This window comes from Uliginosibacterium aquaticum (genome assembly GCF_012972705.2).
GTDB lineage: Bacteria > Pseudomonadota > Gammaproteobacteria > Burkholderiales > Rhodocyclaceae > Uliginosibacterium > Uliginosibacterium aquaticum.
This window is the reverse complement of record NZ_JABCSC020000002.1, coordinates 821,070-840,323: the sequence shown is the minus strand read 5'-3', so window position 1 is coordinate 840,323 and position 19,254 is coordinate 821,070. Positions and strand designations below refer to the sequence as shown.

At 61.3% G+C, this 19,254-nt stretch carries 13 protein-coding genes and 1 pseudogene; 3 read left to right on the top strand and 11 right to left on the bottom strand.

Translation table 11 applies throughout. The features are described from left to right. A pseudogene (locus tag HJ583_RS11290) lies at nt 1-601 on the top strand (IS3 family transposase); the annotation flags it as partial. 104 nt (nt 602-705) lie between these two features. On the opposite strand, the gene HJ583_RS11285 reads toward HJ583_RS11290, so the two are convergent. From HJ583_RS11285 to tssA, 11 genes are all read right to left on the bottom strand, one after another. Further along, nucleotides 706-1,218, bottom strand: a complete 513-nt coding sequence (locus tag HJ583_RS11285; RefSeq protein ID WP_170021972.1) for a hypothetical protein — start codon at nt 1,216-1,218, stop codon at nt 706-708. Further along, nucleotides 1,215-3,368 (bottom strand): hypothetical protein, encoded by a 2,154-nt coding sequence (locus HJ583_RS11280; RefSeq protein WP_170021971.1) that lies wholly within the window; start codon nt 3,366-3,368, stop codon nt 1,215-1,217. The genes HJ583_RS11285 and HJ583_RS11280 overlap by 4 nt, the downstream gene beginning before the upstream one ends. Beyond that, nucleotides 3,365-6,640 (bottom strand): type VI secretion system Vgr family protein, encoded by a 3,276-nt coding sequence (locus HJ583_RS11275; protein ID WP_170021970.1) that lies wholly within the window; start codon nt 6,638-6,640, stop codon nt 3,365-3,367. Before HJ583_RS11275 ends, HJ583_RS11280 begins: the two co-directional genes overlap by 4 nt. Next, complete coding sequence (locus tag HJ583_RS11270; RefSeq protein WP_170021969.1) at nt 6,637-7,383, bottom strand: hypothetical protein; 747 nt, start codon at nt 7,381-7,383, stop codon at nt 6,637-6,639. Before HJ583_RS11270 ends, HJ583_RS11275 begins: the two co-directional genes overlap by 4 nt. Then, nucleotides 7,373-8,158: an OmpA family protein gene (locus HJ583_RS11265; protein WP_101942253.1), complete on the bottom strand. Its 786-nt coding sequence runs from the start codon at nt 8,156-8,158 to the stop codon at nt 7,373-7,375. The genes HJ583_RS11270 and HJ583_RS11265 overlap by 11 nt, the downstream gene beginning before the upstream one ends. A gap of 21 nt (nt 8,159-8,179) precedes the next feature. Next, nucleotides 8,180-9,178 carry a type VI secretion system-associated protein TagF gene (gene tagF / locus HJ583_RS11260; protein ID WP_170021968.1) on the bottom strand — a complete coding sequence of 333 codons (999 nt, stop codon included), beginning with the start codon at nt 9,176-9,178 and terminating at the stop codon, nt 8,180-8,182. Between the two features lie 3 nt (nt 9,179-9,181). Continuing rightward, a complete protein-coding gene (gene tssM / locus HJ583_RS11255) occupies nt 9,182-12,952 on the bottom strand; it encodes a type VI secretion system membrane subunit TssM (protein ID WP_170021967.1) in 3,771 nt (1,256 codons plus the stop codon). 22 nt (nt 12,953-12,974) lie between these two features. Continuing rightward, entirely contained in the window at nt 12,975-14,393 is a 1,419-nt protein-coding gene (locus tag HJ583_RS11250) for a hypothetical protein (RefSeq protein ID WP_170021966.1), read from the bottom strand. A 7-nt stretch (nt 14,394-14,400) separates the two neighbouring features. Beyond that, nucleotides 14,401-14,670 carry a PAAR domain-containing protein gene (locus tag HJ583_RS11245; protein WP_101942256.1) on the bottom strand — a complete coding sequence of 90 codons (270 nt, stop codon included), beginning with the start codon at nt 14,668-14,670 and terminating at the stop codon, nt 14,401-14,403. A 16-nt stretch (nt 14,671-14,686) separates the two neighbouring features. After that, entirely contained in the window at nt 14,687-15,397 is a 711-nt protein-coding gene (locus HJ583_RS11240) for a M15 family metallopeptidase (RefSeq protein WP_101942257.1), read from the bottom strand. A 428-nt stretch (nt 15,398-15,825) separates the two neighbouring features. Next, on the bottom strand, nt 15,826-16,911 hold the full coding sequence (gene tssA, locus HJ583_RS11235; protein ID WP_170021965.1) for a type VI secretion system protein TssA: 1,086 nt from the start codon (nt 16,909-16,911) through the stop codon (nt 15,826-15,828). A gap of 270 nt (nt 16,912-17,181) precedes the next feature. On the opposite strand from tssA, the gene HJ583_RS11230 reads away from it, so the two are divergent. After that, the gene (locus HJ583_RS11230) at nt 17,182-17,841 is read left to right on the top strand and encodes a TetR/AcrR family transcriptional regulator (RefSeq protein WP_170021964.1); all 660 of its coding nucleotides are present in this window, start codon (nt 17,182-17,184) and stop codon (nt 17,839-17,841) included. Between the two features lie 71 nt (nt 17,842-17,912). Next, nucleotides 17,913-19,193, top strand: a complete 1,281-nt coding sequence (locus HJ583_RS11225) for an OmpP1/FadL family transporter (protein ID WP_170021963.1) — start codon at nt 17,913-17,915, stop codon at nt 19,191-19,193. Nucleotides 19,194-19,254: the final 61 nt, after the last annotated feature.

Sequence of the window (19,254 nt, the reverse complement as noted above, 5' to 3'; positions counted from 1 at the left end):
AGGTGGTGCGCACCACGATCAGCGACAGCAAGGCGCCATGCCCGGCAGATCGGGTCAATCGGCAGTTCAAGGCGGATTGGCCCAATCAGTTGTGGGTCTCAGATTTCACCTACGTCTCGACCTGGCAGGGCTGGCTGTACGTGGCCTTCGTGGTGGATGTTTTTGCCCGGCGCATCGTCGGCTGGCGCGTGAGCAGTTCCATGCAGACAGACTTTGTTCTGGATGCCTTGGAGCAGGCCCTGTACGCCCGGCAGCCGGGCCCTGAGGAAGCCTTGATTCACCACTCGGACCGAGGCTCGCAGTACGTCTCGATCCGCTACAGCGAGCGGCTGGCCGAGGCGGCATTGAGCCATCAGTCGGCAGCAAGGGCGACAGCTACGACAACGCCTTGGCAGAAACCATCAATGGTTTGTACAACGCCGAGATGACCCATCGGCGCGCACCGTGGAAAACCAAGGAATCCGTGGAACTCGCAACGCTGGAATGGGTGTCCTGGTTTAACCACCACAGGCTGCTCGAACCGATCGGATATATCCCGCCTGCAGAAGCTGAGGCAAACTATTACAGGCAACTCGCCAGTCAGGCCGCCGTCATAGCCTGACTCAAACCAACCAGCCTCCACGGAAACCGGGGCGATTCAAGGCGCTCGAAACAGCCCGATTGTGCTTGGAGTTGGGCTATTTGCACTGAGCAAGGGAAATGCAGCTATTTGTTCTGTGGCTCTACAAAAACGCCAACAACTCGTGCATCGAAGTAACGATATAAATCTGGAATTTCTTCTTCATGGCCCGTCCCTCCTAGCTGTGTGAACCATGTTAAATCAGCAGAGAACTTATACGGCCTAATTTCACCGCCTCTAAAGTCCCCAAGAAGTGAAACGCTGTAAGAGCTGCTATTCGGGCACATGGATTTTGTTTTTGTTAGAACCGCTGTTAGCCCTATCTGAATTTCTTCGTGCTTCAAAAGGTTTTGTGGAAAAACTATAACTTTGTATTTGCTTTCAAAAACTTTTCCTTCTGCCTTTAGTTTGGATGGCACAGGAATATTTCCAAGGTCAATTGGGCCGTTCGACACAGTATTTTTTTCGTCAATAAGAATGGCGACAGGTGTTTTCTCGTTCTTTATTTTATGACAAAAGGTACCTGCTTCTGCTGAGGCAGAGGCAGAGGAATTGAAAAAAATCAATAAAATATATAAAACAATAAGAATATTTTTCATTTTTTATCAACCAGAAGCTCTTTCATAAAATTTCGATGCATTTCGGACAGCTTTTCTATTGATATCGCTTTTCCATCTCTGCCTTTTCGTGGCTCTCGGCCGCTTGGTAGGCTTGACCACTTCCCGCCGAGAGCATTAACTGCATCTTCGATTTTTCCCTCGCGAATTAAGCCAAGAATCTTTCCTTGTGCTACCTCTTCAATTAGCGCAACAGCGATTCTATCTTGTTGTTCTGGATTAAATCCGTCGCCTATGCCGTATTCTGGACGTATAAACCCTAAATATGTCTTTATTTTTATTTGATAAGCGCCAGCTGCTGTGTTTTCCTTGAAACTAATGTCTTCAAAAGGATGATTCTTGGTGCTTGAGAAGGATTTAAGTGGTTTGCTGTAGTCGTAGTTAAGCTTAAAATAACGATCCTTGTCTTCGTGCTCTCCATTGTGCTCCCACTCTCGTAGTATTTTTAAAAATGCACGAACCCGGATATCCGGCAGTGGGTCATAAATCTTGCGATAAATTCCTGTTACCACAAACCCTTTTCTACCGTTCAACATGCTTGCGCGCGGCAGAACTCTTGTCTTCGCGTCACTGATGTACCCATCGTAGGTTCGCACATCAATGTGTCCCCAGTTCTCGGCGTTTGGCATCTCTGGTGCGGCGGGTTTCTGAGGCTCCTTGGGCAGCTTGGCTTTTGCCGTCGGTTTGCCCTTGGTCTGTGCGGCTAGTGCGGATTCTTCGGCCAGCTTTTTGCGCTGCTCACACCATCCCTTGTGAGCCTGTTCCCAAGCCTTCAGTTTGTCTGGGTAGGCCTTTTTGTCTGCCTCGTACTTGTCGAACGCCGCTTTGTGCTTCTTTGTGTTCGCACTTTCTGTCTCATCGTCATAGCGGTACACGATGATGTCGCCCGGGGCTGCCCAGCGTGCATCGTGGAGGCTCTTGGTCACGTCGATGAAGCCTTGGCTCTTGAGCCACGCTCCCGCGCCTTTGGCTGGGATGTCGCCCCAAACATCTTTGACAAGGTTGGCGCGTTTCAGGCCCACTTTGACGGAGGGATAACAGCGTCCATCGTACTTGGAAGCGGGTTTGTCGTTGTCGGGCTCAAGTGTCTTGTTCTCGAGTCCGGCCAGGATGCTTTCTGTTCGGAGGCGCTTTACTTCGAACATTGCTTTCCACTGCCACTTGCTTTGTTCTTCCATGATCGCGACGAGCTGGGTGACCGCAAGCGGAGGCGCCTGGTCGAGGCTCGTTACCGCAGCCTTGGTGCTTGAGGGTACCGGGTTCTTGTTGGCTGAGGTCGTGGTTGCCGCAGCCCCAGAATTTGCCGCAGTTTTCGAGTTTGCGTTCCCTGCGCCGGCGGCTTTGTCTTTCTCCTTGCGCCAATCTTTGTACGCCGTGTAGAGATAGAACGGGTTGCCGATAGGCAGCACTCGCGCCGCCCAGTCAAAGGCGGCGCCGAAGCGGATGACGGGGTGGCCTTGCTCGTTTCTGGCCGGTTGGCTTTTCACTTCTGGCTTGGGGGCCGCTTTGCTGATCTGCCCGGCCAAGGGTAGGGGCGGCTTCGGTGCAGCGGGTTTGGGGGGCGCCGGCTGGGTCTGAGGCGCCTTTTGCGGTGCTCCGTTGTGTTCCTCCGTGGTTATCGCGAGCTTGAGGTGTGGGCTCTTGGCGCAGATGTCCATGTCGGTGCATAGCGTTTCGCCTTTGTACTTGGATGACCAGGTACCGTCGTCGCGCTTAATCAGGATTTCAAGCGGAACGTATGGCTGGACGTCTTCGATATCCGCTGCCAGGCCCTTGGCATCGGATTTGCCCTCATGCGTTTTGCCCCCAACAAGGACTCGATAAGCAAGATCCTTGATTGGGTTGCCGAACGGATCGATGAACGAGAGACGGATGGCGATCCGGTCAGATTGCTGCGGCTCAGGTTCGGTGACGTCCGCCACCGCGGGTTCCTCGGGCTCAGCGGCAGAAGCCTCTGTTGGCGGTACCTGATCGGGCTTTGCCGGCGTTGGCGTGTCGACAACGGGTTCTGGCGCAGTGGCCTGCGGAGTGTTGGTCGTTTTGCTGTCGCCCAAGGGTGCTTGCTCTTGAGGCTCGATCACCTTCGCCGCCGGCTCTGCGGCCAGTTCGCTATCCAGGTTGGGGGCGTTCATTCCGAAGTTCCTTCCGTGCTGCGGGTATTGGGATTCGCATGCGGTACGTCGATGGTGACTTGCCAGTCGCCATCGCCCACATAGAGGCTGAGTTCTTCTTTCTCTTTGGTGAAGAATCGCGAGCCTTCGCCCATGTTGTCCGTCGTGCCCTGATGGATGACGGTGCCGTCCTCTCGCGTTACTTTGTACGGGACATTCGTGATTGCTTCGGTGGATTCAGGCTTTTTGCCTAGCAGCTCCAGAAGATTGAGCTGTTGACTGAACATGGGCTTGTCCTGCGGCATGACCAACTCGCTCTTGGGCAGGCAGGGTGATGTGCTGTTGATTCGCCCCCCCCCCACAAAGCTCCGCTGACTGGCATGCACGGTGAGCATCCCCGGGCACTGCACGGTGATGTTCCCGCCCTCGATGGTGATGGCTGATCCGCCTGCCACCGCGAGGTGGATCTTCTTTGCGGAGGCGAGGTCGAGCTTGCCGGAGACGGAGACCATCTTCAGTTGCTCTTTGGCGGCGAGCGTCATCGCATCGGCCTGGGCCTGGACGAGCACTGGGCCGCTGGCGGCGATGGCCTTGAGGTGGCCGCTGCCTTGTGCGCTGCTGAGGAAGCCGAGCGCCTGGCCGGTGTGGATACGCAGGTGGCTGGCCAGTGCGAAGTTGCTGTCCTGCCCGCTGGCCCAGTTGATCGTCTCGCCGCTGGCCCATTGCAGACTCTGACCGGCGACGATGCCGAGGCCGCCCCGGCCGGCGAGGGTCAGGAGTGAGTCTTCGCTATGAGGCAGTGCTGAGTTCTGAGTGCCGGCTGCTGAGGACTGCACGGCGCCCGTCTTGGCGTCGACCATGCCTTTCGCGGAGTTGAGCATCGCCGCCTGGGGGGCGAGATCGTGCTTGAGCGCACTCTTGCTCGCACCGGCTGAACCCTCGCTGGCAGCGACCTTCACGGTCTGGTGCGTGGCCGCGATCTGGCTGGTGTTCTTGAAGAGCTCGCTGGCTTGCTTGAGCAGGGCGGTCGGGGCGGTGGCATCTCCGGCCGGCTCGCTCTGCGCCTGATTGATCGCTGCCTGGATCGGCCAGGTGGTGATGAGCAGGCCGCGGCCCCCGCGTAGCGCCCCGTAAGCGTCGGTGCGCAACTCAAAGCCATCGCCACGGTGGCTGCCGCGATAGTTGTCCGCCTGATGGATGAGGTGCCCCAGATTCAGCTGCGTAGCCGACTGGGTGGTGGCCAGCTGAATACGCTGCTGGCCATCGGTATCGTCAAACACCAGCTGGGTATAGCCCGCATGCGGGGTATTGAACTCGCAGGACTTGAAGCCTGACAGTGCAGCGCGGTTGCGCATCGGTCCATAGGCCGAAGCCTCGCCATGCCAGGCCGGGCTATGGCCGGCGGCGACACGATTGCCCTGATGTGCGGGGCTGTGATCCTTGGCGTTCGCGAAGGCTTGGGAGTCGGGAGTGGTGCCCGGGGCGTTGTAAGCCCCGCCCGGCGTGCTCGCGACGCCCTCATCGCCCGCGCCGTCATACAAGCTGCCGAGCACAATGGGGCGATCGATATCGTTCTCCAGAAACCCCACCAGCACCGCCTGACCAATGCGCGGCACAAACTGCACGCCCAAGCCCTTGCCGGCGTAGCGGCTCGCCACGCGCAGCCAGGCGCTGCCGGGTGAGCACGCCTCGTTGTGCTCGGGGTTGGCGCTTTGCCAGTGAAACTGCACGCGAACCCGGTGCAGTGCATCGGTATGGATCTCACCCGCCTCGCCGGGTGTGGTCTCGCCATTCGGGCCAACCACGGTGGCGGTTTGCGGGCCCATTGCCGTGGGTTTGATGTGCCCCCTGGCTGGGTTAAAAGCCCAGCTTCCCCCCAAGGGGGAGTCGCTCATCTCGGGGCGGCCCGTCGATGAGCGGGGATTGATTCGTCCCCCAGTGCCATCAAGCAAAGCAGGGCGCCAGGGCACGTGTACGCGCTGGGCCTCAAACTGATTGGCATAGCCCCGGCTGCGGGCCGGGGTGAGCAGGGCGTCATCCTCTCCTGGCTCGACGCCTGATTCCCGCAGCAGGCGGCGCAAGGCCTTCGCGCTTTCATCCAGCTTGCGCGGCAGATTATTGAGGCCAGCGTGCTGGACGCGGGTGAGCAGGAAGTGGCGCGAAGCTGCGGCAGCGTCGGCTGATTCCGCTTCGCCGCGCAGCTGCGCTTCACGATCCAGCGGGCTGCCCGTCAGCACGAAGCGGTGGCCCGCAGCGAAAGAGCGCACCGAGCCAGCGCCCAGAAACACCTTGTTGCGCGCTTCAAGCGCCTCGCGGGCCAGACGCACAGCGCGCAGCGCGCTCGCCTCATCGGCAAAGGCATACGCGCCGGGCACATCGTAGTCCTCCAGCTGCGGCGCATTCGGCCCGCCAAAGACCTGATCGGTCGGCAGTGACACCGCCACGCTGCGTTTGGCTTTGTAGTCCCACGAGAGTGCCGTGCTCACGGCCGCCTGCAAGACGCGATGGGCACCCAGTGCGGTCACGGCATCCTGCGCTTCCTGACTGCCCGCGCGATGAAAACGGATGCCGGCGCCACCGAGCGCGTGGGCCGAGCAAGCATCCTCAGGCAGCGCCTCGTTGTGCGCAAAGATCAGCAACTGATCGAGCGGCGCCTGGCCCAGCTCCTCGGACTCGACGCCCTGGAAAGCAAAGCCCAGCCCCTCTTCCGCCAGCAGGCGCGAGACGAAATCGAAATCGCTCTCACGGTACTGCACGCAGTAGCTGCGCGTGCTGCCCTGCGGCGCCTCGGCCAGAAAAGTCTCGACGCCATCGGCCAGCTTCCAGGCCGCGCGGGGAGCGTAAGCGGCAAAGACCGCCTCGACGATCTCCAGCACGGTCTTCTCCTGGAAGACGCGGCAATCGGTGCGTTGGGTGAGTTGCCACAGCCAGGGCACCAGGCTCACCTGATAGCGGGTGAGCGCACCATCGGCGCCGAGGCGGCGTGCCTGGGCGATGTAGCCGGAGCGCGCGTGCGAGCTGCCATCAGAGAGACGCACCACAAAGCGCATCTGGCGGCCGAGCAGAGTCGCCAGCGAAAGATGGGCATTACTGGAGAGCAGCAGCACTTCGTAGCGGTAAAGGCTTGAGAGGGCTTCCTCACCGCAGAAGGCTTCGAACTCGAGCGGCGCCTCGACGCGCGAGAGGCCTTCGATGGCGCATTCATAGAGCCGGGTATCGGAACGCAGGCCGGCCAGCGCCTCCAGTGCGCTCGCTGCGGCGGGCAGGCTGCGGGGGTCTAAGGCCTGGTTCATGGCTTCTTGTCCGGCAGGGCGGTGGGGGTCTGGGCCTTCGGATCGTGGGCAACCAGGGCTTCGAGCAGCAGCACGTCGGTGTCGTTGGCGGATTCGCGTGCGCCGTCTTTCTTGCCTGCCTTGCGGGGGGCAGCGGCGACTTCAGCCTTGCTTGTGCTGCCTTTTCCGACGGGCGCGGCATTCTTTCGGCTTGGCGATTCCTGCGTGCTGGCGGCCGGAGCGGCCAATGTGGCGAGCAGTGATTTTTTCGGTACTGCAGTTTCTGCTGGTGCGGGAGAGGGGGCTTCCTCCGGCGCACTGACCTGGGCTGCGGGGACTTCGAGCGCGGCCAAAGGGGTGTCTGGCTCGATACGCTCGATGCTTGCAGGGGCGTTCTCCGCAGCCAGTTCTGCGGCGGGAGAGGATTCAGCAGCCGCAGGCGGCGGGGCGGCCGAAACAGGCTGTGCGACAACGGTGGGCTCAGGTTTCTGGGCGAGGAGGGCCGGTGTATCGGTCAGCTCCCAGACGATCGAACCGATCAGGCCGGCGCTGAACAGGGCTGCGATAGCCAGCCACAGCGGGCGGCGCTTCTTTTTGGGCGCGGGCGCCGGGCGAGCGTCCAGCGAGGCCAGCACACTGATGCGCTGGGGGGCCGGCTGTCCTGCGGCTTCGGTTGCCGGCCCGAACAGGGACGGGCGACTGGGCGGTGTCGGCTTTGCGGGCGTGGGTTGGGTCATGTCGTCAGGCACGCGTTCAGTTGGCAATGCGGAATTCGATGCGGCGATTGCGCGCACGCCCTTCCGCCGTGTTGTTGGAGGCGACCGGCTCCAGCGAACCCTTGCCGATCGAGATCAGCTGGGTGCTGGCCAGGCCATGCTGAACGAGGTATTGGCGCACCGAGTCGGCGCGGGCCTGAGAGAGCATGGCATTGGCTTCGGGGCGGCCCGAGCTATCGGTATGGCCGATGATCTGAATGCTGCGGTCCCCCAGCTGTTTGATGGCGCTGAGCATTTCGTCCAGTAGTTGGCTGCCGCGAGGGGTGAGAATGGCGGAGCCTTGGTCGAATTCGACGATGCGGTTGGCCAGCGCCTTGTCGAGCACCTGTTGCTCGTTGGTGCCGACCCGCAAACCGCTGCGCACTTGATAGGTGGGATTCAGGCGTGCGGCGAGCTGGGCAGGCAATTGCTCGACTTCTTGCTGACTACCGACATCGCCGCGGATGCTGAGGCTGTTGCCATTCACGTCCAGCTCGCCGTTGCGGACCTGCTTGAGATCTTCGGTAATGAGCTTCTGCACATAGTCAGACCAGTTCGGGGGGGCGGAGACCTTGCCAATACCAAGCTGATCGACAACCCGATCGTTGCCGTAGAGGGTGCGCAGCTTGCCGAGGATGGCCTGGCGGGTCGCTTCGTCCGGCACGGTGCCGCTGACGACGACCGGGCGCTCTGCAGCAGCAGGGGCGGCCGGTGTGGTCTGGGCATGGCTGGTCACGCTACAGGCGAGCAGGGTGGATAGCAGGAGGAGGTGTGGAATCTTCATGATGTGTGCTGTGCCTTGGGGTCAGGCGCCGAGAAATACTTCGCCGAAGGTGGTGATGGCCTGGGCGAGCGAGAGGTCGGGATGTTCGAGGTAGGTGGAGAGCTTGGTCAGCGCGTATTCGGAGGCGATGTAGTCTTCTACCCATTCGGCATCGCACAGGTCGATGTTGGCCTCGAAAGCCAGGGCCGGGTTGAAGATGGCTTCAAGGCCGAGCGCGCTGGCTCCCGAGAAACCGAGTATCAGCTGGGGCCGACCCTGCAAATGGGTGCGCATCAGGCTGATTTCATGATCGCCGCGTGCCAGGAAGGGGGCGATCAGGCTGAGCCAGAAAACGGCCGCCGGCCCGGCCTGCTGCTTGTCTTCCGGCAGCGGTAGGGCCAGGCCCTTGCTGGCGGCTGCACTGGAGCCAGAGAGCAGCGGTGAGAGCAGCAGGCCCAAGGCGATCACGCTGTAGCGCAACAGGCCAGGATTGCCGGCCGCATGCAGCTGGGCCTCCAACTGGCCAATGCTCAGATCCAGCATCAGACCCTTGCGCTCAGCTTCCAGCTCGGCCAGATCGGCCGGCACACGCAAAGGGGTGACTTCGATGCGGGCCAGGGCTTCGCTGATATCGCTGGCCTGGCGGGCGTCGTCGAGCAGACGCTCCATCTCTTCCCAGCTCTGTTTCATGGCCAGTGGCAGGCAGGGCAGGAAGGAGAGCGGAGTTTCGCTGCGCAGGCTGCCGGCCACCAAAAAGGGGAAGCGCCGGCCGGAGCTGTCTTCGCTGCTGATCATGCGGCCGAGCAACACGTTGGGGCTGCGGCTGCCCAGGAAGGTGAACAGGATGGCCGGCAGGGCGTCGAAGTGGCGCTTCCAGTCCGCATCCACGGCCAGTTGAGCGAGGCTGGCGGAAATCCAGCTATCCAGCGTGTTGATGACGGCCGAGCCATTGTGGCTGCGGATGAAATCGCCACGCGAGGGCAACTTGCCGAAGTGAATCAGCGGCTCGTTGCCAATCTGCAGGGTGTAGGGCGCATTCATGTTTCAGCGCACCTCGACCGCAGCGACCGCCGGAGCAGGAGTGCCTGCGATGACTTGCGGCAATTGCAGTCCCTTGAGGCTTTGGGCAGGGGCCGGGCTGTTGCCCTGTGCCTGGGCAGCATCGGCACTTTGCTGGCTGATGATGCGCAGCACCACCGAGACCTGCTGGCTGCCTTCGCCCCAGCTCAGCTCGAAATCACCATTGTCGCGACGCTGACGGCGGGCTGCTCCGATCATCTTTTCCAGGCCAAAGCGCCCGGGGATGTTGAGCAGCTCGGTGACGCGACCATCAAAACCGGTGGCGGTGACGCGTGCGCCCGGAGTGCCTGCGCCCGGCCACTGGAAGCGATGCCAGGCGGTTGCGCCGTTGCGATAACGCATCTGCTGGCCGTCGATCTCGACGGCGTATTCGGTGAGCCCGGAGGAGGGCACCGGCATGATCTGGAAGACAGTTTCCGGGGCGCCTGCTGCCGCGCCGCCATTCACCGGCCCGCCCGGATTCGCCACGTAGCGCGGGTAATTGGCGGCAAACTCGGGGTTGAGGGTGATGCCAATATCCGCCCAGGTGCGCGGCGAGAAGGTTTGCCCGCGCTGCACGACAAGTGTGGCGAGGGTGGCGCTGGCGTACTTCGAGATGGCGCCGTCCGGGCCGAAGAACTGGGCGATCTCGGCCGGACTGGCTTCGATGCGCGAATCGGCCTGGAACGGGTATTTGGTCCCCAGTGTGCGATTGAAGGGCTCGAAGACCTGGGCCAGCCAGATCTTGTTGAGCTCGACTTCAGCCGGCTTGACGATGACGGTGAAGGATTCCATCAAAGGGCGAACCAGCAGCGGCCGGATGGTGCTGCGCTGCGAGTCCGAGAGACCGATGAGCATGCTTTCATCCACGAAACGTAGCGCGTCGGCCAGCTCGGAACTGCTGCCGTCAAAGGTCTGCTGCATCAGTTGGCGGGCGGCCGGGCCTGGGTCGCCCGAGGTTTTGATCTGATTGAAGCGGGTGCGTAGTGCTGAGAGGCGTGAGAGGTAGCCAGTGAGCAGCACATCCTTGTTTTCGCCGCGCGGCATCATGAGGGCGGCGATGGCAGCGAACTCCTTGCCGATCAGGCCCATCTGCATTTCGCCGGCACCGCTGGCGAGATTGACATTGACGTTCACCTGGCCCGGAGCCTGACGCAGGATGGTCTCCTTGAACCAGGCGACGATGCCGCGCTTGGCGCCGGCAAGCTGGGAGTTGATCAGCGAGGGGTTGTCCCAGGAGGTCTCGCGGTAGAGCGCTTCCATCAGGCGCTTGACGGGTGAGCTGCCGGGATCCCCCAGGCGGTTGAGGCCGGTGACGGCAGCGGTGAAATCCGTGAAGCCCGCTACCGTGACGCCTTGCAGGAATTTCTTCCACTCGGCGGCGTACTCGGCCTTGTACATCTCGACCAGCGCCTTCTGGATCTGCTCCGGGCTGCCTTGCAGGGTGAGGTCTTCGCGGGTGCTGGTCTTGAGCACCCAGTCGGAGGACTGCAGTTCCTTGTTGGCGGCTTCCTTGATCGCCGGATCGACGAATTTTTCCCAGGCGTCGCGGGTAAATGCACCGGACATGGCGTAGCTGCCGGCAACGAGCTTGCTGTCTTCCTCGCCGACGATGCGTGCCACGGTCAGCGGCGGGAAGCGGGTGGCTGCGCGGGCCTTGATTTCGGCATACACGCGCTCGCGGGCCGGCATGCCGCGCACCACGCGGCGCAGGTTTTCGCGCACCTGATCGACGAGCGCGATCTTGTTGTCGAGCACCGGGAAGTCCGGTTGGGCGGTCTGGGCCAGGAAGAAGCCGAGTATGTGCTCGGCACTCTTGATCATCTGCTCGCGCGGCATGCTGCCGCGATTGGCATCGAGCCACACGCGCCAGAAGCGGGTGATCTGGTCGTTCAGGTGACCGGATTCGAGACGCTCGCGGTTGGCCAGCATGAGGTAGGTCTTGAGCGCGTTGTAAGCGTCTTCCACGCTGCTCGGGGAGACTTCGCGATAGAGCGACGGTTCTGTGCGTGCAGTAGCCACGGTGGGCGCCGCCGAGGCCTGGGTGGCGGTGCTCTGAGGCTGGAGCTTGTCGGCGTTGGCATTGACTTCGCTGAGATAGCTCTCGATCGATTCACCGACCGGACCCAGCAACACCGCCTTGATGCCGTTGAAATACTCGTAGCGCAGGCGCTGCTCGATGGCATTGCCCTGGTAGAGGCCAAAACCGAGCGCCATTGGCTTGTCTTCCCGGAACTGCTGGAGCTGCTGGATGCGATCCTGAATGACTTCGATGGCTTCCAGACGGCTGCCTACATCGGTGCGGCTCTGCTGGATGGCCACGGCGCGGTCCAGATCGGCCTGCACATTGGCGAGCAGCTTCTGGTTGGCGAGGAAGGACCAGGTCCATACCGAGAGTGCCGCGCTGAGCAGCAGTACGGCAGCGCTGAAACCGATGATGCGTGCGCGCTGAGTCGCACGGGAAGTGAACTGGCGCACCAGTCCCTTGTCGGCAAAGATGACCTTGGAGAACAGGTCCGAGAGGAAGAAGCCGGCGCCTTCGTAGATGCTGACCGGCGGGCGGGTGACGCCGGTCGGCTTGAGGGCGAAGAGCTCGCTCATGCGTTGGTCCGAGGTGCTGACCGGGGCGCCTTCACGGACCGCGCTGGAGAAGTAGAAGCCGCGGAACACCGGCTTGTACTGGAAGGGGTTTTCCTCGAAGAGGGTGGCGACGAAGGCACGCAGGCTGGCACGTGTGGCTTCGAATTCAAGCGGGAAGCTCAGTACACCGGCGCCGATCTTGCCATCGAGGCTCATCGACATGCGGGCGACCGACAATTCGTGCAGGCCATCGATCAGCTTGGCGAAGTGCTCTTCGAAGGAGGCGACGGCGTCGGTCTTGCCCTCCGGGTCGAAGGGCAGGGTGGCGCCCCAGGCGCGGGCGCGCTCCTGAGCGTCCGCATCCTCGAAGAACTCGGCAAACCCGGCAATCAGGTCGACCTTGGTGAACATCAGGTAAACCGGGGCAAATACGCCCAGCTCATCAGAGAGCTCCTGCACGCGCAGGCGCAATTGCTTGGCGAGATTGATCGCGTACTCGGGCCGGTTCTGGCTCAGCTCCGCGATGCTGACGGCGATGATGATGCCGTTGATCGGAGCCTTCGGGCGATGACGCTTGAGCAGGTGCAGGAAGGACAGCCATTCGCCGCGATCAGCTTCATACACGGAGTAGCGACCGGCGGTGTCGACCAGGATGCCTTCCGAGGTGAAGAACCAGTCACAGTTGCGGGTGCCACCGAGGCCATGAATCACGTTGCCGGTGACGTCCGAGAAGGGAAAATTCAGCCCCGAGTTAACGATGGCCGAGCTTTTTCCGGCGGCCGGGTTGCCGATCACCAGATACCAGGGCAACTCGTACAGGGCTGCGTTGCCGCTGAGCTCGCCAAGCTTGGACGTCTTGATCGTCTTGACCGCATCGAGCATGCGCTTGCGCAGGGCTTCGACTTCCGGGCGCTTGTCCGGTGTGGCGGCCTGCACGGCGCGCTCGGCTTCGGCTTCCAGCATGCCGGAAATGGCCTCGGCGCCCTTGCGCGCGCGGTGGGCACGCCACAGGCGCATCAGTACCCAGGCCAGCACGGCCACAGCGAGCACGATGCCGACCCAGAGCAGGGCGATCTGTAGGGTGCTGGCAGAGATCAACAGAAAGGCGGTCAGGGCGAGGAAGCCGATGGCGGCTAGCACGCGGGAATCAAACAGGAAGGACAGGAGGCGGCTCATCTTGAATCGGACCAGGAAAAAATCAGCTTGCGGAAACTTGCCAGGGACGCAGCACGGCGAGGCTGCGCTGGACGGGATCGAACAGGGCGGCGGCGAGCACTGCACGGCTCTCCGCTTGCGCCGTATGGGCGGCCATGACCAGGGCCAGCAGCGGGCCGGCATGGCCGGTGTGGCCGAAGCTACGGCCCAGCGAGAGGTGGTCACTCACCGGGTCGAGTTCAGGCAGATGGGTGCTCATGAGCGTGGCGGCTTCGGTGAACCAGGCTGCGCGTTGATCGCAATCCGAGCTCAGGCCGCAGACTTCGCTGGCAGCAAGGCCGGCATGCTCCAGTAATTCCGGCAGCAGGCGACCCAGCAGCTCGGCGTCGGTGCGACCTCGTGCGTCGACAGGCTTCTGGCGCGCTCCCCAGGCGCTGCGTTCGAGGCGGGCGAGCGCCTCGCTTTCTGCAGGGATCTGCGAGGGCGCGGCGGCGAGCAGGATTGCGGCGGACTCTCCCGGGACCAGGCCGTCTGGCGTGCCGGCACTGAAGAGACGCCCTTCGGCTTCGAGTTGATCGATCCGTGCCTGATTGCTGAGGCTATCGCAGGCCACCAGCATTAGGGTGGCCTGGCTGCCCGGATTTTTGCGCAGGTCCAGAGCGAAGGCGTCGGCGACCCGGATCGGGTCGTGATGCAGCTCCGGGCGCTGCGCATCGTGCTTGATGAAGCCGATGGCAAATCCTGAGAGTTCAGTGAGGCGCTCGCGGAGATGAGCGGCGAGCATGTCTTGCCATGGGGCGGGGGCAAAGAGCTTGATCAGCAGCGGGCGTGGTGCTGGCGGCGTACCTGCGGGCGTGTGCTCAGGCAGCGGCGGCGGGAGCGCCGTCAGGGTGTCCAGGCTACGGGTGAGCGGGCCGTCCAGCAGGGCTAGCAGACGTGCGCCATCGGCCACTGCTTCAAGTTGAGAGGGATGTTCGGGGCTCGCGCTGTGCAGCCATTTTTCTAGCCACTCCTGATGGGCTTCAGTATCGAGATCGGCATGGCGTGCGCAGCTCACCGGCAGGCCTTCGGCATTGAGCATGTCGTCAGCAAGTTCCGGCCGCAGCTTGCCTTCGCGCAGCTCTGGCAGAACTTGTTCGGCCCAGTCTCCACCGGGCGTGGAGAACTCGGCGGCCAGGATCGCCAGCGGCAGCGGGATGGGCGTTGCTGCAGGCTGGGCGAGTGGTGCGGCAGGGGCCGTAGCCGGGCTGGCGCTGGCAGCGGGCTCGCGTGTCAGCCAGGTAAAGGCTGTCTTGCCAGCAAACCAGAGGGTTACCGCGGCGAGCGGGATATAGACGAAATGCAGCAACAAGGCATTGCCATCGACCTGGGCAGCGCTCTGCTGCAGGTAGATCACGGTGCCCAGCCAGATCAGGCCCACCAGCAGGAAGGGTACGAGCAGCAGCCCGAGGATACGTTGCATGCCGGCCTCAGATGTCCGTGGTGAAGGACTGTGAGGCGATCAGGGTGGCGCCACAGGCTGTCTTGTCGCCATGCCGGGCAACCGGTTTGCCCTCGATCAGGCAGGTTTCGTCGCCGGTGACGATGACGGTGGTGTCGTTGTGGCCGCGCTTCGGGCAGCTCACCTTGTCGCCCACGCGAGCCACCTTGCGGCCGTGGATATCGGTGGTCGGGGCGCCTTCGAGCACCACGCCGCCATGATCGGTCTTGTCGCCAACGAGAATGATCGGTCGGTTCATCTTTGAGTTGCCTGTCTTAAAGTGTTGCGGGGGATTTGTCGGTGCGGCTGGGAAGACGCGTCGTGCCGCGCAGTTCGACGTGACCGAAGTCCATCATCTTCCAGCGCCCGCCCCAGGTGAGGCCCATGGCTTCGGCTTCCTGGCCATAGAGCTCGTAGCCACGCATGGCCCAGGGATCTTTTTCAGAGATCACCAGCTTGCCGTTGCGCACGAAAGCCACGTCGGCGGCCATACCGTACTGGTGATAGCTCTGGAAAGCCTTGGCATTGGTGACATGGCCGCCCATGGCCGCGAGTTGATCCTGCCGCTCCGGGCTGCGATAGCCTTCGAGTAGAGCCATTTCATAACCGTGTTCATGCATTCGCTGGAACACGTGCAAGAGGCGCTGGCTGAAGCCGTCATCCAGCAAGCCCCAGTCCCGGCTGGCATTGGCCAGGGCAGGGCGGAGGGTGAGGACTTCGACGGTGGTAAAGGAGTCCGGCGGCAGTGGTGGGGGGGGCACGAGGCGCTCGCCAGCCAGCAGGGCAGCAATCACGGCATCTCCTCCGCGCGGCGCATCGGCGAAGCTGCCGACGTTGATGTCCTCACGCAGGAGCAGGAGCACGAGCAAGGGGATGAGCAGAAACGCAGCGGCTCCCAGCCACCACAGGCGGTATTGCCATAACTCTTCACGCAGGCGCGACACACCGTCGCCGGTGAGTGTGGTGCCACTGCGCCAGCCTTTCATGCAGGCTTGGGCTAGTTGGCTGAATGGTGAAATTGCAATATTTGCCAAATTGATTGTGGTGTTGAGCAGATATTTCCGGGTTTCTGCGAAAAATATCGAAACACACACCAGAACAATCAAAATCACATAAGCGAAAACTATTGCTACTGCCACGAAGTCCCCGATTCAAAAGCTCTTTTTGTGTTGCCAGAAGGTTTTTAAGGTTGATGTTTTTGTTGATTTGAGGTGAATTTGATGACTAAAAAATCATTTAAATTCAATGGCTTGGATATTTACAGAAGGCGCTTTGAAGGGCAAGTGCCCGATTGGTCTGCTTGAATTGTTTGGCGTGATCTGAATAGAAAAAAGCCCTGCGGCAGACGGTAGTCTGCCGCAGGGCTTTTTATTACTTCAGCATGCGCTTGGGCGGAGCAGCCAGAAACCTCCGATCAATGCTCCTCGCCGGCATCGAAGCCCAACAGGTCCTCGAAGCGCGATAGCGCACCTTCTTCCTTGAGAACGGTCTTGAGCCAGACATGGAGTGGCATTTCTCCCCAGTTGGCAGCCTTGTCGGCCAAGTAGGCGACCGGACTGTGCGGTTCGGTGCGACGGAAAAAATCGGCCACCTCGCGCAACTGCTTCAGGGCCTGTTCGCGTGAGCGCAGGGGGCCGCCAGATTGGCTCGTCTGGGTAGCGGAAGGGGTTTCGTTCGCCAGGCTCTCGCCGCCCGAGGCCTCAAGTGGCTGGCGCGAAGCTTCTGCGCTGATGCCGTTTTCCCGGGCCATGCGTTCGATTTCTGCGGCATAGGCTTCGATTGCGCTGCGCAAGGGGGTGAAGGAGGGGCCGTCCATGCCAAGGTGCGCATCGATATTGCGGCCGAGCTGTTCCAGAGTGTTTAGGCAGGTGGTGCAGGCGGCCAGGGTTTGCTCGTAGAAGGCCCGCGGGCTTGAGCGTTGAGCGTCGCGAACCTGTTGCAGGGTGATCCGCTGGCCACTTCCATCGTCTTCGGGGGCCTGGTTACGATCGAGCAGGGATTGCAGGGCTCGCGCTGCATTCAGGTCTCCCAGGGTGTAGCGGGCGGTTTTGCCCTGAACAACCGGAAAACCCCGTACGAGTTGTACGCCACGCGTGATCAGCCAGCCGATATTGCCGATGCGTTGCTCCTGGTCACCGTCTTCTGCCTGAGGGTGAAGATCATTCCAGAAGCGGCAGACCAGTTCATCGATGGCCCTCAGGCCATGGTTCATGCCGGAAATGCCGTGGGTCTTGGCCAGTGCCTCGGTGAGCCAGGAGGCCAGGCGCAGATCCTTGGTTCGCTCTGTCAGCAGTTGCTGACAGACGCTGGCAGCGCGCTTCCAGTCGGCCTCCTTGATCGAAGTGACCCATTCGCCCTGATCGATGCTGGGGTCGTCCTCACGGCGGGCTTCCTGGATCTCGTCGAATTCGCTGGAGAAAGACATGTCTTCCCCGCACGGATTGGTGTCAGAAAGTGCGGCGCCGAGGGCGTCGAGTTCAGGCAGGCTAGAGGCGTTCATGGTGTCAGGTCCACGGGAAAAATGAGCAGGAGAGCGCTCGTCCGGTCAGGATCGGAATGTGCGCGAGGCGCGATTCTGATGCAACTTATGAAGCCCGACTTTCCGACCAGCCCTTGGTCTGTGCCGACGAGCAGAGGATTCGGCGTTCATGCCGAGGGCGTTGGGGGCGTACTTTCGTCTGCTTTCCATACGCTAGCGATTGTGCGCTGCGGATTGACTCGATCCTGTACGCAGGTAGCATCCAAACGTTTGTTTGAATATTGCCTTTACATGCCGCCTGCCGGATCGCCCGAATCTTCTTCGCAAACTGTCGCCCGCATCATGGATGCGGCCGAAGGCCTGTTTGCCGAGCATGGTTTCGATGGAAGCTCGATGCGCATGCTCACGGCTGCGGCAGGTGTCAATCTGGCGGCGGTGAACTATCACTTCGGCAGCAAGGCTGAGTTGATCCGGCGGATTTTTCAGCGTCGGCTAGCCGACTTGAATGGTGAGCGCATGGCGAGGCTGGAGGCGCTTGAGGCCAGCGTAGGGCCGGGCGTGGCTTTGCCGCCCGAACAGATCCTCGAAGCCTTCTTTGCGCCGGCAGTGCGTCTAGCCAGCGATCAGGCCGGTGGTGGTGCGACCTTCATGCGTCTTCTAGGGCAGGCGTATACAGCCCCGGTGGACGGCTTGGGGGAGTTCATCGCTGCGGCCTACGAGCAGGTATTGCAACGCTATCTTGAGGCTTCGTGCCGTGCGTTGCCGGGCTTGCCGCGTGATGAAGTGGCCTGGCGCCTGCATTTTGTGGCAGGCGCCGCGACGTATGTGATTTCCGGTGCCGATGCCTTGGCCTTGCTGAAGCATCCGGAAGAGCGGGATCCGGCGCGTTTGCTGCGACGGATGGAGGTTTTCTTTCTGGGAGGGCTGCAAGCCCCTTGGCCAGCAGCTTGAAGGGTGCGCGCTGGTGCGGGGTTTGTGGGTGAGTGCAGGTTTATATAACTAGAGGTTTTCAGGAGAGTTGCATGCAGAAAAAGAGGATGGTTCGAGCGATTGCCGCCGTGTTCGGTTTGGGCTTGAGTGGTGTGGCAGGCGCGTCGGGCTTTCAGTTGCTTGAGCAAAACGCCAGTGGTCTGGGCAATGCCTATGCGGGCTCGGCTGCGGTGGGTGAGAACGCCAGCACGGTGTTTTTCAATCCAGCCGCAATGACCAAGCTGAAGGGCGTCAATGTGTCCGCCGGGGTCGCACTGATCCAGCCGAGCTACAAATTCAGTGATGAAGGCTCCTCGAATGCTCCCGCAGCCAAGGGCACGAATGGTGGTGATGCCGGCGGTATTGCCGCACTGCCAAACATGTATGCAAGCTGGCAGGTTAGCGACAAGGTGTTTGCCGGTCTTGGTGTGGGCAGCCCGTTTGGTTTGAAGACTGAGTATGACAATGACTGGGTCGGGCGTTTTCAGTCCACCACTTTTGATATCAAGACTTACAACGTCAATCCCTCGATGGCGGTGCAGGCAACCGAGAACGTGTCGCTGGGTTTTGGTGTGAACTATCAGCGTATGGAGGCTTTGTACAAGCGCCAGGCTGGTGTTGCGTATCCTCCGGGCTCGAATGCAGCACTGAACGCCATGGTGCAGGGCACCACCGTAACGCTGGATGCCACGAGTGAAGCCTGGGGCTGGAATGCAGGTGCTCTGTTCAAGCTCGGCAGCAGCATGGATCTTGGCGTTTCTTATCGCTCCAAGGTCTTTCATCGCCTTGAAGGCACGCTTACTTCGACCAATCAGGCCGTATCGCCGGATACCCATGCCAGGGCTGATCTGACTTTGCCGGATACCTATATCCTGAGTATCGTCCAGCGTCTGGATGAGAACTGGGAAGTGCTGGGCGATGTGTCGCGCACTAACTGGAGCAGCGTGGACAAGGTGGCAATCGATCGTGCCAACGGCTCGACAGCTCAGACGCTGGACGCGCGTTTCCGTGACACCTGGCGCTTTGCGCTGGGCGGCACCTACAAGATCAATGCCAGCTGGAAATGGAAGTACGGTATTGCTTACGACCAGACCCCGGTGCGTAGTGCCGAGGAGCGTCTGCTCTCGCTGCCGGACAACAACCGCTACTGGATTTCTACCGGTGCCCAATGGAAGCTGGACAAGTCCTCCACGGTTGATGTTGGCGCTGCCTATCTCTACATCCCCAAGTCAAGCGTGTCGGCCGATCAGCGCAGCAGTGGCCGCGGCAACGTGGTGGGCTCCTACGATGGCAGCATCGTGATTCTGGGTATGCAGTACTCGGTCAGCTTTTAAGTGTTTGCTGACAACAAAAAAGCCGCTCATAACTGAGCGGCTTTTTTGTTGCAGACGGGGC